Origin of the sequence: Roseburia sp. AF20-18LB, assembly GCF_003461185.1 — a bacterium.
In the GTDB taxonomy this organism is placed as follows: domain Bacteria; phylum Bacillota; class Clostridia; order Lachnospirales; family Lachnospiraceae; genus Roseburia_C; species Roseburia_C amylophila.
On sequence record NZ_QTWP01000001.1, the window covers coordinates 131,841 to 146,632 of the forward strand.

The 14,792-nt window shown below is 39.6% G+C and carries 17 protein-coding genes and 1 pseudogene; 17 read left to right on the plus strand and 1 reads right to left on the minus strand.

All coding sequences use genetic code 11. From position 1 onward, the window contains the following. Positions 1 to 69: 69 nt before the first annotated feature. From hisZ to rsfS, 17 genes and pseudogenes are all read left to right on the plus strand, one after another. On the plus strand, positions 70 to 1,263 hold the full coding sequence (hisZ, locus tag DWX65_RS00680) for an ATP phosphoribosyltransferase regulatory subunit (RefSeq protein ID WP_118172564.1): 1,194 nt from the start codon (positions 70 to 72) through the stop codon (positions 1,261 to 1,263). 2 nt (positions 1,264 to 1,265) lie between these two features. Continuing rightward, a complete protein-coding gene (hisG, locus tag DWX65_RS00685) occupies positions 1,266 to 1,919 on the plus strand; it encodes an ATP phosphoribosyltransferase (protein WP_118172565.1) in 654 nt (217 codons plus the stop codon). Positions 1,920 to 1,921: 2 nt separating this feature from the next. Then, positions 1,922 to 3,220, plus strand: coding sequence for a histidinol dehydrogenase (gene hisD / locus DWX65_RS00690; protein WP_117841071.1), 1,299 nt, complete (start codon positions 1,922 to 1,924; stop codon positions 3,218 to 3,220). 15 nt (positions 3,221 to 3,235) lie between these two features. Continuing rightward, positions 3,236 to 3,829, plus strand: a complete 594-nt coding sequence (gene hisB / locus DWX65_RS00695) for an imidazoleglycerol-phosphate dehydratase HisB (RefSeq protein WP_022243844.1) — start codon at positions 3,236 to 3,238, stop codon at positions 3,827 to 3,829. A gap of 8 nt (positions 3,830 to 3,837) precedes the next feature. Beyond that, complete coding sequence (gene hisIE, locus DWX65_RS00700) at positions 3,838 to 5,118, plus strand: bifunctional phosphoribosyl-AMP cyclohydrolase/phosphoribosyl-ATP diphosphatase HisIE (RefSeq protein WP_118172566.1); 1,281 nt, start codon at positions 3,838 to 3,840, stop codon at positions 5,116 to 5,118. Between the two features lie 59 nt (positions 5,119 to 5,177). Further along, positions 5,178 to 5,510: a hypothetical protein gene (locus tag DWX65_RS00705; protein WP_117946964.1), complete on the plus strand. Its 333-nt coding sequence runs from the start codon at positions 5,178 to 5,180 to the stop codon at positions 5,508 to 5,510. A 55-nt stretch (positions 5,511 to 5,565) separates the two neighbouring features. Further along, positions 5,566 to 7,431 (plus strand): TIGR03960 family B12-binding radical SAM protein, encoded by a 1,866-nt coding sequence (locus tag DWX65_RS00710; RefSeq protein WP_118172567.1) that lies wholly within the window; start codon positions 5,566 to 5,568, stop codon positions 7,429 to 7,431. Further along, positions 7,415 to 8,137 (plus strand): TIGR03936 family radical SAM-associated protein, encoded by a 723-nt coding sequence (locus DWX65_RS00715; RefSeq protein WP_118172568.1) that lies wholly within the window; start codon positions 7,415 to 7,417, stop codon positions 8,135 to 8,137. Before DWX65_RS00710 ends, DWX65_RS00715 begins: the two co-directional genes overlap by 17 nt. Then, complete coding sequence (locus DWX65_RS00720) at positions 8,130 to 9,395, plus strand: ribonuclease E/G (RefSeq protein WP_158561495.1); 1,266 nt, start codon at positions 8,130 to 8,132, stop codon at positions 9,393 to 9,395. The genes DWX65_RS00715 and DWX65_RS00720 overlap by 8 nt, the downstream gene beginning before the upstream one ends. A gap of 222 nt (positions 9,396 to 9,617) precedes the next feature. After that, entirely contained in the window at positions 9,618 to 9,923 is a 306-nt protein-coding gene (rplU, locus tag DWX65_RS00725; protein ID WP_022243838.1) for a 50S ribosomal protein L21, read from the plus strand. A 16-nt stretch (positions 9,924 to 9,939) separates the two neighbouring features. Continuing rightward, the gene (locus tag DWX65_RS00730; protein ID WP_022243837.1) at positions 9,940 to 10,269 is read left to right on the plus strand and encodes a ribosomal-processing cysteine protease Prp; all 330 of its coding nucleotides are present in this window, start codon (positions 9,940 to 9,942) and stop codon (positions 10,267 to 10,269) included. A gap of 3 nt (positions 10,270 to 10,272) precedes the next feature. Further along, positions 10,273 to 10,563 carry a 50S ribosomal protein L27 gene (gene rpmA / locus DWX65_RS00735; RefSeq protein ID WP_022243836.1) on the plus strand — a complete coding sequence of 97 codons (291 nt, stop codon included), beginning with the start codon at positions 10,273 to 10,275 and terminating at the stop codon, positions 10,561 to 10,563. 150 nt (positions 10,564 to 10,713) lie between these two features. Then, a complete protein-coding gene (gene obgE / locus DWX65_RS00740) occupies positions 10,714 to 12,003 on the plus strand; it encodes a GTPase ObgE (protein ID WP_118172569.1) in 1,290 nt (429 codons plus the stop codon). 6 nt (positions 12,004 to 12,009) lie between these two features. After that, a complete protein-coding gene (yhbY, locus tag DWX65_RS00745) occupies positions 12,010 to 12,303 on the plus strand; it encodes a ribosome assembly RNA-binding protein YhbY (protein WP_117698619.1) in 294 nt (97 codons plus the stop codon). Positions 12,304 to 12,348: 45 nt separating this feature from the next. Continuing rightward, a pseudogene (nadD, locus tag DWX65_RS15650) lies at positions 12,349 to 12,936 on the plus strand (nicotinate-nucleotide adenylyltransferase); the annotation flags it as partial. Positions 12,937 to 12,966: 30 nt separating this feature from the next. Further along, a complete protein-coding gene (gene yqeK, locus DWX65_RS15655; RefSeq protein WP_242997800.1) occupies positions 12,967 to 13,551 on the plus strand; it encodes a bis(5'-nucleosyl)-tetraphosphatase (symmetrical) YqeK in 585 nt (194 codons plus the stop codon). Further along, positions 13,544 to 13,897, plus strand: coding sequence for a ribosome silencing factor (gene rsfS / locus DWX65_RS00755; RefSeq protein WP_118172571.1), 354 nt, complete (start codon positions 13,544 to 13,546; stop codon positions 13,895 to 13,897). The genes yqeK and rsfS overlap by 8 nt, the downstream gene beginning before the upstream one ends. A gap of 154 nt (positions 13,898 to 14,051) precedes the next feature. On the opposite strand, the gene lexA is transcribed toward rsfS, so the two are convergent. Further along, a complete protein-coding gene (gene lexA / locus DWX65_RS00760; RefSeq protein ID WP_022243831.1) occupies positions 14,052 to 14,669 on the minus strand; it encodes a transcriptional repressor LexA in 618 nt (205 codons plus the stop codon). Positions 14,670 to 14,792: the final 123 nt, after the last annotated feature.

Below are 14,792 nucleotides of genomic sequence, written 5' to 3' on the forward strand. Positions count from 1 at the left end.
TAGGAAAAGCAATTCACCGTGGTAGCATGGTAGCACGCTAAAGTGTTTTGAAAAAAACTGGAGGTTTATATGAAAAATCAATTGTTACATACACCAGAGGGTGTCCGGGATATTTATAATGAAGAGTGTGAAAAAAAATTAGAGCTGCAGGATCGGCTGCATAAGGCTTTAAAACGACACGGATACCACAGTATTCAGACACCAACCTTTGAATTTTTCGATATATTTGGAAAAGAAGTTGGAACCATTCCATCCAGCGAATTATATAAATTTTTTGACCGGGAAGGAAATACCCTTGTATTAAGACCGGATATTACACCATCTATTGCACGGTCTGCCGCGAAATATTTTATGGATGAGGATATGCCAATCCGCCTTTCTTATATGGGAAATACCTTTATCAACAACCATAGTTATCAGGGAAGATTAAAGGAATCCACCCAGCTTGGTGCAGAGTTAATCGGAGATGATACCGTAGATGCCGACGCAGAGATGATTGCCATGGCAATTGACGCATTAAAGAGCAGTGGTTTAAAGGATTTCCAGATTAGTGTGGGTCATGTGGAATTTTTCCGTGGCTTAATGGAAGCGGCAGGACTTTCTGAAGAACAGGAAGAGGTTATCCGGGAACTGATTGCAAATAAGAATTTTTTTGGTGTGGAAGAAGAGATTTCCGACTGCTCCATGAACCAGAATTTGAAAGAATTATTCGGAATGCTTGGAACTATTTATGATAATGCAGCTTCCTTTGAAGACGCAAAGACCTATGCAGCTGATTATCCAAAGGTTTATAAAGCGATACGCAGATTGGAAGACTTAGATGCGGTGCTTAAAATATATGGCGTAGACAAATATGTGACCTATGAATTTGGTATGTTAAGCAGCTATCATTATTATACCGGAGTAATTTTTGCCGGTTATACTTATGGAAGTGGTGAACCGATTGTAAAGGGTGGCCGTTATGACAAACTTCTTACTTATTTTGGAAAAGATGCAGCATCCATTGGATTTGCGATTGTAGTAGACCAGTTAATGGCAGCAATTTTAAGACAGAAGATTGAGATTACCGTAAAACATGACAATCAGTTGATTGTATACAAACCGGAATACCGCAGGGAAGCAGTAAAAAAAGCCATTGCACTGAGGACAAAGGACTGCAATGTGGAACTGATTGCCTGGGCAATGGATAAATCAAAAGCAGATTATGAAGCATATGCATTGCGAAATCAGATTGCAGAACTGACATTTATGGATGGAGAATAGAAATGGAAGATATGAGATATTTAACCTTTGCATTAGGTAAGGGAAGACTGGCAAATAAAACCTTAGAGACTTTTGAAAAAATCGGCATTACCTGTGAAGAAATGAAAGACAAGGATACCAGAAAACTTATTTTTGTCAATGAAGAATTAAAGCTTCGTTTCTTCCTTGCCAAGGGACCGGATGTACCAACTTATGTAGAATATGGTGCGGCAGATATCGGTATTGTGGGAAAGGATACAATTTTAGAGGAAGCAAGAAATATTTATGAAGTATTGGATTTGGGCTTTGGAAAATGCAGAATGTGTATCTGCGGTCCAAAAGAATCCAAAGAATTATTACAGCATCACGAACTGATCCGTGTGGCAACCAAATATCCGCGCATTGCAAAAGACTATTTTTATAATAAGAAACATCAGACTGTAGAAATTATCAAATTAAACGGTTCCATCGAACTTGCCCCGATTGTTGGACTTTCTGAGGTAATATGTGATATTGTAGAGACAGGCTCAACCTTACGTGAAAACGGACTTGAAGTATTAGAAGAAGTTTGTCCGCTTTCTGCCCGGATGGTCGTAAATCAGGTTAGTATGAAAATGGAACATGAGCGGATTACGAAATTAATTACAGATTTAAAATCGGTATTAAAGGAGGCATAAACATGCGTATTTTAGAGTTGACAGAAGAGACAAAGGGTAATATATTAGAGAATCTTTTAAAGAGAAGCCCCAACAGCTACGGCAAATTTGAAGCCAGCGTACAGGAAATCATTGAAACGGTACGTGCCAACAGAGATGCTGCATTATTTGACTATACAGCGAGATTTGATGGCGCAACGATTCATAAAGATAATATTTTAGTAACAGAAGAAGAGATTAAGGAGGCTTATGATGCAGTAGATCCGAAGCTCCTTGAAGTCATCCGGAAATCTCTTGTAAATATCCGTACCTATCATGAAAAACAGCGTCAGAACAGCTGGTTTGACAGCCAGGATAAAGGTATTATCTTAGGTCAGAAAGTAACCGCATTAGCCCGTGTCGGTGTTTATGTACCGGGTGGAAAAGCCGTTTATCCTTCTTCCGTACTGATGAATATTGTTCCGGCCAAGGTTGCCGGAGTTGATGAAATTATTATGACAACACCGCCTGGAAAAGATGGTAAGGTAAATCCTTCTACATTGGTTGCAGCAAGAGAAGCCGGTGCAGACCGCATCTATAAAGTAGGTGGCGCACAGGCAATTGCAGCTCTCGCCTTTGGTACCGAAAGCATTCCAAAAGTAGATAAAATTGTTGGCCCTGGAAATATTTATGTAGCTTTAGCGAAAAAAGCCGTATTCGGTTATGTCAGCATAGACTCCATCGCCGGACCAAGTGAGATTTTAGTATTAGCAGATGAAACAGCCAATCCAAGATATGTTGCAGCCGACCTTTTATCCCAGGCAGAGCATGATGAAATGGCTTCCGCAATTTTGATTACCACAAGCCGTGAACTGGCAGAGCGTGTTTCTGAGGAAGCAGCAAAATTTACTGCACAGCTTTCCAGAAAAGAAATCATCCAGAAATCCTTAGATAACTATGGATATATTTTAATTGCAGATAATATGGAGGAAGCCATTGCTGCAGTAAATGAAATTGCATCCGAACATATGGAAATTGTAACAAAGAATCCGTTTGAAGTTATGACCAAGGTAAGAAATGCCGGAGCAATTTTCATCGGTGAATACAGCAGTGAACCGCTTGGAGATTATTTTGCAGGACCAAACCACGTTCTTCCAACCAATGGAACCGCAAAATTCTTCTCTGCATTATCCGTAGATGATTTTATTAAGAAATCCAGCATTATTTCCTATTCCAGGGAAGCATTAGAGGAAGTATATAAAGATATTGCCCAGTTTGCAGAGTGCGAACAGTTGACGGCACATGCAAATTCCGTTAAAGTAAGATTTGAAGACGAAAACTAAACGGAGGTTTGTTTCATGGAACAAAGACGTATTGCAGAATATACAAGAAAAACAAAAGAAACCGATATTTACCTTTCCTTTGATTTGGACGGCAGAGGGGATGCAAAGGTAGATACCGGAATTGGATTTTTCGACCATATGTTAGATGGCTTTGCAAGACATGGATTATTTGATTTAAATGTCAAAGTGACCGGAGATCTGGTGGTGGACTGTCATCATACCATTGAAGATACCGGAATCGTCCTTGGCAATGCCATTAAAAAAGCAGTCGGTGACAAAAAGGGTATCAAACGTTTTGGAAGCTGTATGCTTCCCATGGATGAGACACTGGTGCTTTGTGCGGTAGATTTATCCGGAAGACCGTATCTATCCTTTGATGCAGAATTTACCACAGACCGCGTAGGTTATATGGATACCGAAATGGTAAAAGAATTCTTTTATGCCATTTCCTATAGCGCCGGAATGAATTTACATCTTAAGGTCATTACAGGCGGAAATAACCATCATATGATTGAAGCCATGTTTAAGGCATTTGCAAAGGCATTGGATGAGGCAACCATCATCGACCCGCGTATTACCGACATATTATCAACGAAAGGCAGTTTATAGGTGAGCATATGAAACACAAGAATATAGTAGCAACCATTTATCTGAAAAACGGAGAGGCAGTAAAGAGCCCGAGTGACCTTAGTTCTGCAGGAGATTTAAAAGAACTTACCAAGCTTTATAATGACAGTGGAATTGATAAGATTTTAATCTATGACTTATCAACCGATGATGAAGAGCATGAGAAAAATATTCATACGGTAAAAGATATTTTCCGTACTGTAGAGATTCCGATTTATGCAGGTGGAAATATCAACCGTCTGGAAGACATTAAGAAATTTATCTATGCCGGATGTAAACAGGTTGTTTTAAACGGTGCCAAATCTGTCAGCATGTCTTTGGCGGAGGAAGGTGCAAAACGATTCGGAAAAGACCGTATGATAGTTTCTGTAAAGAACATTGATTTCTTATTCAAACACAAAGATGAACTGGATGAATATTTCCATGAAATGATTGTTCTTGATCCATCCATGATGGACGGAGTAGAAAATATTACAAATCTGCCATATGTCGTTCAGTATGATAATTATGACAAGGATGCACTGGTGGATGTATTAAACCGTGAAAATGTCAGAGGAATCTGTGGCGCTTTTATCAATGATACAAGGACGGATATCATGAAATTAAAGACAGAATTTGCAGCCAGCGGAATCCGTATGGACAATTTTGCTCCGGCATTAAAATGGAGTGATTTCAAATTGAATTCGGATGGAATGGTACCTGTTGTAGTACAGGATTACCGTACCGATGAAGTACTTATGGTAGCTTATATGAATGAAGAAGCGTTCAATACCACCATTTCCAGCGGAAAGATGACTTATTACAGCCGCAGCCGTAAGGCGTTGTGGATGAAGGGTGAGACCAGTGGTCATATCCAGTATGTGAAATCTTTAACGGCAGACTGTGACTTTGATACCATTCTTGCAAAGGTATCCCAGATTGGCGTGGCATGTCATACCGGAGCACCAAGCTGCTTCTTTAATGAAATTGTCAAGAAAGAATATGCTGAGAAAAATCCACTGCAGGTATTTGAGGATGTCTACTCCATTATTGCGGATCGTAAGATTCATCCAAAGGAAGGCTCTTATACCAACTACCTTTTCGATAAGGGAATTGATAAGATTTTAAAGAAGGTCGGCGAAGAAGCAACCGAGATTGTCATTGCCGCAAAGAATCCGGAACCGGAAGAGATTATTTATGAAATTTCAGATTTCCTTTATCATGCAATGGTATTGATGGTAGAAAAAGGCGTAACATGGGAGGATGTTACCCAGGAACTTGCCCAGAGATAACATACATAGTTCCTGCACTTTCTGCATAGATTACAGCAGAACAACAATCAGGCGATGATATGCAGAAAGGTGCGATTTATTTGGAACAGGATTATATTGCAAACAGACGGGAATATATTCTTCGTGCCAGAAATTCTTTTTCGGAATCACGGAAAGACACGGACGAGGAGTTAATAAACACAGGAAAAGCAGCCATTTGGAAAGTAAAATGGCTGCTTTGTATTTGCATTTTTGTGATGTTTGTTTTATGTGATAAAGGGAAGCTTTCTTTTCCGGGGACTGCCGGTGAAAAAGATATCGAATGGATGTATCGGCAATTAGAAGAAAACTATGATTATACAAAACTGCAAAAGTATGTTATGATGATTTCGGATTTTGCAAAAAATATATAAGCGTTATTTTTTTCACAAATCGGATTATGATATTTAAGAATGATTGAGGTACCAGATGAACACTTTAGCATTAAGTGATGAAATACTTTTAACAATTGATAAACCGGCCCGTTATATCGGAAACGAGCTGAACATGGTAAAGAAGAATCCGAAGGATGTTGACATCCGTTTTGCAATGTGCTTTCCGGATGTCTATGAAATCGGAATGTCTCACCTGGGCATTCAGATTTTATATGATATGTTTAATAAACGGGATGATGTATACTGCGAACGGGTTTATTCTCCGTGGCCGGATTTACACAAGATTATGAAAGAAAAAAATATTCCTTTATTTGCACTGGAAAGTCAGGAGCCGATTAAGGATTTTGATTTCCTTGGTATTACCATTCAGTATGAGATGTGCTATACCAATATTTTACAGATTCTTGATTTATCCCAGATTGCCATGCTGTCTTCTGAGCGAAAAGAAGATGACCCGATTGTAATCGGTGGCGGTCCTTGCAGCTATAATCCGGAGCCGATTGCAGATTTCTTTGATTTGTTCTATATCGGAGAAGGCGAAATTTCTTATACGGAATTATTTACGCTGTATAAGCAGTGCAGGAAAGAAAAGGCCAGCAGAAAGGAATTCTTACGCCGTGCAGCGTCTATTCCTGGAATCTATGTGCCTTCCATGTATGAGGTGGCTTATAAAGAAGATGGAACGATTGCATCCTTTACACCAAAATATGAGGATGTGCCGGCAACGGTAAAGAAACAGATTCAGATGGATATGTCCCATTCTGTTTACCCGGAGAAACCGGTTGTTCCTTTTATTAAAGCAACCCAGGATCGTGTGGTATTAGAGATTCAGCGTGGCTGTATCCGCGGCTGCCGTTTCTGTCAGGCAGGAATGATTTACCGTCCGGTCCGTGAAAAAGATGTAGAAGTCTTAAAACATTATGCTTATGAAATGTTAAAGAATACCGGACATGAAGAGATTTCTTTAAGTTCTTTAAGTTCCAGTGATTATTCGCAACTGGAAGAACTGGTTAATTTTCTGATTGATAACTTTAAGGATAAAGGCGTAAATATTTCTCTGCCATCTCTTCGTATCGATGCATTTTCCTTAGACGTTATGGGAAAAGTGCAGGATATCAGAAAGAGCAGCCTTACCTTTGCTCCGGAAGCCGGTTCCCAGCGTCTTCGTAATGTTATTAATAAAGGACTGACGGAAGAGGTGATTTTAAATGGTGCCGGAATGGCGTTTGAAGGCGGCTGGAATAAAGTAAAGCTTTATTTCATGCTAGGACTTCCGACCGAGACGGAAGATGATATGCGTGCCATAGCAGAACTTGCCAATAAAATTGCAGTCCGTTATTATGAGATTCCAAAGGAAGAGCGGAATGGAAAATGTCAGATTACTATCAGTACCTCTTTCTTTGTACCAAAGCCATTTACTCCATTCCAGTGGGCGAGAATGTATGATAAGGACAGCTATCTTGGCAGAGCCAAGGTGGTAAATGATGCTGTAAAAGAACAGTTAAACCGCAAGAGCATCAAGTATAACTGGCATGAAGCAGATGTTACGGTATTAGAGGGTATTCTTGCAAGAGGAGACCGCCGGATTGCCCCTGTCTTGCTTAAGGTTTATGAAAAAGGTGGTATCTTTGATGCCTGGACGGAATTTTTTGATAATAACCGCTGGGTAGAGGCTTTTGCGGAATGTGGCATTGATACCGATTTCTATACCATGCGGGAACGTCCTCTGGATGAAATTTTTCCATGGGATTTTATTGATGATGGCGTTTCGAAAAAGTTCTTAATCCGCGAATGGGAACGTGCCAGAAAAGAAGAAGTAACTCCAAACTGCCGGATGCAGTGTCAGGGCTGTGGAGCTGCTCAGTTTAAGGGAGGTGTCTGCTTTGAAAATAAGAATTAAATTTCGAAAATATGGTGTAATGAAATTTATTGGACACCTTGATATGATGCGTTATTTCCAGAAAGCAATGCGTCGTGCTGAGATTGATATTGCATATTCCGAGGGATTTTCCCCGCATCAGATTATGTCTTTTGCGGCACCGCTGGGAGTTGGAATCACCAGTGATGGAGAATATCTTGATATTGAAGTACATTCTACCAGAAGTTCAATTGAATCCGTTAAGGCTTTAAATGATACCATGGTGGAAGGTGTTGAAATCGTATCTTACCGGATGCTGCCAGAGCATGCAAAAACAGCGATGTCCATTGTTGCAGCAGCAGACTATAACGTATTTTATAAGGATAAAGGAAATTGTCCATTCACTTTGGATGAACTAAAAGGTAAAGTAAAAGCATTTTATGAAGATGCTCCGGAGCTTCTGGTTACGAAAAAGACAAAAAAAAGCGAAAAAGTCATGGACTTAAAGCAGCTGGTATATGATTTTCAGGTTGAGGAAGCAGATGGCTGTCCATTCTTTTATCTTAAAGTATCTACAGGAAGCGTAGATAATGTAAAACCAGAGCTTTTGTTAGAAGCCTTTTACCGGTATCTGGAACTTCCTTATAACGAAATGCAGTTTCAGATTCATCGTGTGGACGTATATGCCCGAAAAGAAGACGGCACTCTGATTGCATTGGATGAAATGGGAGATGACATTCTTGAATAAATTTATCATTACAAGGCAGCATTATGTAGGCGACTCCTATTTTACGGCACTGTTAGATGAAAAGGACAAGTTTAGGGAAATTGCATTTCATCCGTTATCCGAAGAAAATCAGGTTGTACCGGGAATAATTTGTATTGCCAGGGTAAAAAAGATTGCCGCGAACTTAGATGCCGCTTTTGTGGACATTGCAAAGGGAGTAACCTGTTATCTGGAAACAGCACATATAAAAGATGCCTGGTTTTCGAAGCAGTGCAGAAGCGGAAAGCTGACCGAAGGGGATGAACTTGTGGTGCAGATTACCAAAGAGGCAATCAAGACCAAGTATCCCATTGCGGATACCAAGCTTTCCCTTGCAGGAAAGTATTTTGTCCTGACAAATGAAAACCGTCCTCTTGCCATTTCTGCTAAATTAAGTGCTGATGAAAAAGAAAGACTAAGCAGTCAGGTACAGCTTTTCGAACAGATGCCGCTTTCCAGAAAAGAAACGGCTGCCGATACAACGCAGAATGCCGGGCAGAAAGAAAAAAGGAAGCCGCATAGTCTTATCGTAAGAACCAATGCGGCAGGTGCTTCTCAGAAAGAATTGGAAACAGAATACAAACAGCTTTTATCTGACTATCAGGAATTAGCTGCAACTTTTCTTTTCCGTACCTGTTACACTATCCTGCTTCCGCCAAAGAAATTTTATGAAAATGCCATCAATCACCTTTACCAGGAAGAGCTTGGTGAAATTATTACGGATGATAAGAATATCTATGAAGAGCTTCAACAGCTTTATGCCGGAAATCCTGATATTTTATCTAAGATACGGTTCTATGAAAATGATGCCATTTCATTAGGAACCCTTTATTCCTTTGAGACGCAGATACAGCGTGCAATATCGGAACGGGTCTGGATGAAGTCTGGTGCTTATCTTATCATTCAGCCAACGGAAGCTCTGACAGTTATCGATGTAAACAGTGGAAAGAATACTTCCGGAAAAAATGCAGAAGAATATTATTATAAGATTAATTTAGAAGCTGCTGCAGAGATTTCAAGACAGCTCCGGCTTCGTAATATTTCAGGAATTGTCATTGTGGATTTCATCAATATGGCAAAAGAAGAGCAAAGAAAAGAGCTGATGCACCAGTTCCGGTTATCCTTAAAAGAAGACCCGGTTCCGGTACGGCTTGTGGATATTACAAAGCTTGGCTTAGTGGAACTGACCCGGAAGAAGGAGCGTAAGACGCTTTTGGAGCAGGTGGCTCAGCTAAGATGATAGCAGCTGCAAAAGCCACATCAAGGTATCTATCAAGATATGCAAAGAAATATCTGAATACAATACCCGAAAGTACCTGAAAAATAATTAAAATTATAGCGTTAAATAGTTGACGAATCGTAATTCGTGTGCTATGATACAACAGTATGCCGCACAGTGAGGTATAAGTCTATCGTAAGGATAGCACCACAACTGGCGAGTAATGATAATAGGAGGTGCCATATGTACGCAATTATAGCAACAGGTGGTAAACAGTACAAAGTATCTGAAGGCGATATCATTACCATTGAAAAGCTTGGTGTTGAGGCTGGTGAGAAAGTAACTTTCGATCAGGTTTTAGCAGTATCTGACAACGGATTAAAAGTTGGTGCAGACGCAGCTAACGCAACTGTAGAAGCTTCTGTAGTAAAAGAAGGCAGAGCTAAGAAAGTTATCGTTTACAAGTATAAGAGAAAAACCGGCTATCACAAGAAGAACGGTCATAGACAGGCGTTCACACAGGTGAAAATCGAAAAAATTAATGCGTAATCGATAGGAAATTGTTATGACAAAGATAACGATTTTTCGAAACCAGAAACAAGAGTATCTTGCTTTTTCCTGTGTCGGACATGCTGAATATGCAGATGCCGGAGAGGATATTGTATGTGCAGGAATTTCGGTTCTTGTGATTAATACAATCAATGCCCTTGGAATGTTCACAAAAGAACAGTTCAAGACCAATCAGGACGAAGAGACCGGATTGATTTCCGTATCTTTTGAGCAGCCGGCAGGACATGATGCAAAGTTACTTTTGGACACAATGGTTTTAGGCTTACAGGGAATACAAAACAATTATGGAAATGATTACATCATTTTAAACTTCAAGGAGGTGTAGAACATGTTGAATATGAACCTTCAGTTTTTTGCTCATAAAAAGGGAGTTGGTTCTACTAAGAACGGTAGAGATTCTGAATCCAAGAGATTAGGTGCAAAAAGAGCAGACGGACAGTTCGTTAAGGCTGGTAACATTTTATACAGACAGCGTGGAACAAAGATTCATCCAGGCGTTAACGTTGGTATCGGCGGAGATGATACTTTATTCGCATTAACAGACGGTGTTCTTAGATTTGAAAGAAAAGGCAGAGATAAGAAACAGGCTTCTGTTTATCCAGTAGCAACAAACGAATAAGATGCATGATAGACCCGACACGAAAGCGCCGGGTCTATTTTCACTTATAGGAAACTATATTTTAACTTGAAGTAATTTAGAAGCACTTAAAGTTATCATTCGATTACAGTAACTGATGTTTGTTCACAATCAATAATGAGGTAGAAAATTATGTTTGCCGACAGTGCAAAAATTATTATAAAATCAGGAAAAGGCGGTAACGGTCATGTGAGCTTCCGCCGTGAAAAATATGTTCCGGATGGCGGTCCGGACGGTGGTGACGGAGGAAAAGGCGGCGATATCATCTTTGAAGTAGATGACAGCATGAACACCTTAAATGATTTCCGCCATAAACACAAATGGGCTGCAGAAAACGGAGAAGAAGGAAAGAAACGAAACTGCCACGGAAAAAAAGGTGAAGACCTTGTCATCCATGTTCCTGCCGGAACCATTATCCGTGATGCAGCTACCGATAAGGTAATTGCAGATATGTCCGGTGAGAATAAAAGACAGATTATTTTAACCGGTGGAAAGGGTGGACTTGGCAATCAGCATTTTGCAACCTCTTCCATGCAGGCACCGAAATATGCACAGCCGGGGCAGGAAGCCCTGGAACTTGAAGTTCGACTGGAACTTAAAGTAATTGCTGACGTTGGATTAGTCGGTTTTCCAAATGTTGGAAAATCAACTTTATTATCCAGTTCCACCAATGCAACACCAAAGATTGCAAATTATCATTTTACAACTTTAAATCCGATTCTTGGTGTTGTTGATTTAGGCGAAGGTGCCGGATTTGTCATGGCTGATATTCCGGGACTGATTGAAGGCGCATCCGAAGGAATCGGTCTTGGACATGAATTCTTAAAGCATATAGAGCGTACCAAGGTTATCATTCATGTCGTGGATGCTGCCGGAACAGAAGGCAGAGACCCAATTGCAGATATTCATGCCATTAACCAGGAGCTGGAATCCTTTAATCCGGAATTATTAAAGAAACCTCAGGTCATTGCAGCAAATAAAATTGATGCTATTTATGAAGGCAATAATGAAATTATTGAGAAATTAAAAGAAACCTTTGAGCCATCCGGCATTAAAGTATTTCCAATTTCTGCGGTCAGCCGTCAGGGTGTCCGTGAGTTAATGTTTTATGTGAAGAGTCTTTTAGATGAAATGGACGATACTCCGGTCATCTATGAACAGGAATTCTTCCCGGATTCCAGAGCATTAGAGGGTGAACCTTATACCATTGAGGTTGATCCGGAAGATGGTGCTTATGTTGTAGAAGGTCCTAAAATTGATAAAATGCTGGGTTACACCAATATTGATTCGGAGAAAGGTTTCCTTTTCTTCCAGAAATTCTTAAAAGAACAGGGAATCTTAAAGGAATTAGAGTCTAAGGGTATTCAGGAAGGTGACACCGTCCGTATGTATGGACTTGAATTCGATTATTATAAGGAGTAAATCATTATGGAATTAACGAGTAAGCAGCGTTCCCATTTAAGAGGAATGGCAAGTACGATAAATCCAATTTTTCAGATTGGAAAGGCATCTCTTACACCGGAAATTATTTCAGCAGTAGATGATGCCATTGAAAAACGTGAATTAATCAAGATTTCTGTATTAAAAAACTGTGCAGATGATCCTCGCGAATTAGGCGAAATAATTGCAGAGCGTACGCATGCACAGGTGGTTGCGGTAACTGGTAAAAAAATCGTTCTTTACCGTAAATCAAAGAAACATCCAAAGATTGAATTGTTATAAACGAAAGCTTTTATACCTTGGAAGGGTGGTAGAAGATTGAAGAAAGTGCGTATTGGAATTATTGGCGGAACCTTTGATCCGATTCATATCGGGCATCTGATTATTGCACAGAATGCGGTAACACAATATCATTTAGACCAGATTCTTTTTATTCCAACGGGACATTCGCCTCATAAGGATGATAAAGAGATTGAACAGTCTGCCCACCGGCTGGAAATGATTCGCCTGTCGATTAAAAATAATCCGGATTTTTATTTTTCGGCCATGGAGATTAATGCAGCCCGTACCAGTTATACGTATCTGACGCTGCAGGAGCTTCATCGGACCTATCCGGACTGGGAACTCTATTTCATTATGGGAGCAGATTCCCTTGATTATCTGGATAAATGGATGGAGCCGGCAGAAATTTGCCGTCTTGCAACGCTTTTAGTTGCCATCAGAGACGATTTGGATATGAACCGGATAAAGAATAAGGCTGCAGAGTTAAAGCGGCTCTATTCGGCAGATATAAGGCCGATTATCACACCAAATGTTTCCGTTTCTTCTCATAATATCCGGGAGCGGGTAGCAAAAGGGGAACCGATACGTTACCTTGTCACACCGGAAGTGGAAGAATATATTGCCCATCAGTGTTTATATCAGGAGGATGAAGGTCAGACACCAATGAACGAAAGATTAAATAAGATAAAAAAAACATTAAAAAAGGAATTGGATAAAGACCGTTACGAGCATACTTTAGGGGTCATGTATACTTCAGCCTGTCTTGCCATGGCAAATGGTTATGATATGGAAAAGGCTCAGCTTGCAGGTCTGCTTCACGATTGTGCCAAATGTATTCCAAATGAAAAAAAGTTAAAAATATGTGCAAAGAATAACATTCCTGTCACGCAGGTGGAAAAGGATAATCCTTTTTTACTTCATGCTAAAGTCGGTGCATTTCTTGCCAGAGTATTATATGAGGTAGAGGACGAAGAGATTCTTCATGCAATTTCTGTTCATACCACCGGGGCACCGGCAATGAATACACTGGATAAAATCGTATTTATTGCGGATTATATCGAACCAAAACGGGATAAAGCAGCAAACCTAAAAGAAATCAGAAAAACAGCCTTTGAAGATTTAGATGAAGCACTGAAAATGATTTTAAGTGATACCATTCATTATCTCAATGGCAGTAAAAATGATAAAAATATCGATCCAATGACAATTGAAACATATCATTACTATACAGGAGGTTCTCATGAATAAACAGTCGAAAGAAATGGCGAAGATTGCATATCAGGCATTATCGGAAAAGAAGGCAGAAGATATCCGTATTATTGATATCAGTGAAATATCTGTTATCGCAGATTATTTTATTATCGCCAGTGGAAGTAATGCCAACCAGTTACAGGCTATGCAGGACAGCGTAGATGAACAGTTATATAAAGCCGGTTATCATGCAAAACAGATTGAAGGAAATCAGCGTTCCAGCTGGATTCTGATGGACTACAGTGATATTATCGTTCATATCTTCTCAAAAGAAGATCGTCTCTTCTACGATTTAGAGCGCATCTGGAGAGATGGAAAAGATATTGACCCGGAAGAACTTTAAGAAATATATAGTTAAGAAGTATATTATGAAAAGGTATATATAAAAAGTTATATAATAAGATGTGCATATCAGGAAGGCACTATCGTACAAACACAGTCTGTATGGTAGAGCCTTCTTTCTAAAATATACTTACTTAATAAGCCTGAAATTATTACTAAGCCAGGAAACGGAATACGCCGAATACCTTTCCAAGAATAGAACATTCTTTCACAATAATTGGATCCATGGAATCATTTTCTGGCTGCAGACGATAATAACCATCCTCCTTATAAAAGGTCTTAACCGTTGCAGAATCATCTACAAGAGCAACCACAATATCACCATTAGATGCAGTAGACTGACGCTTTACAAGAACATTATCCCCATCGAAAATACCTGCATTAATCATACTTTCTCCCTTAACTCGAAGCATAAAGCTTTCTGCATTTGGCATAAACTCTGCCGGAATAGGAAAATAGCTGGTAATATTTTCTACTGCAAGAATCGGCTGTCCTGCAGCAACACTTCCTACCATAGGAACATTAACAACCTCACGTCTGGTTAAATTAAAGCTGTCATCAATGATCTCAATTGCTCTTGGCTTCGTAGGGTCACGTCTGATATATCCATTCTTCTCAAGAGTTTCCAGATGAGAATGAACCGAAGAAGTTGATTTCAGATTAACTGCTTCACAAATTTCACGAACAGCAGGTGGGTATCCTTTATTTAAAATTTCCTGTTTAATATATTCAAGAATTTCCTTTTGTTTTGAACTGATTTTTCCGTATGCCATCTCATTACCTCCTTTTTATATTCTAAGTCTAACATATGTTCACAGAAAAAGCAAACACATATTCCGAAAATTTGTTCGCTTTTCTTCTTGACAAACGAATGTTCCCTATATATAATGCATATA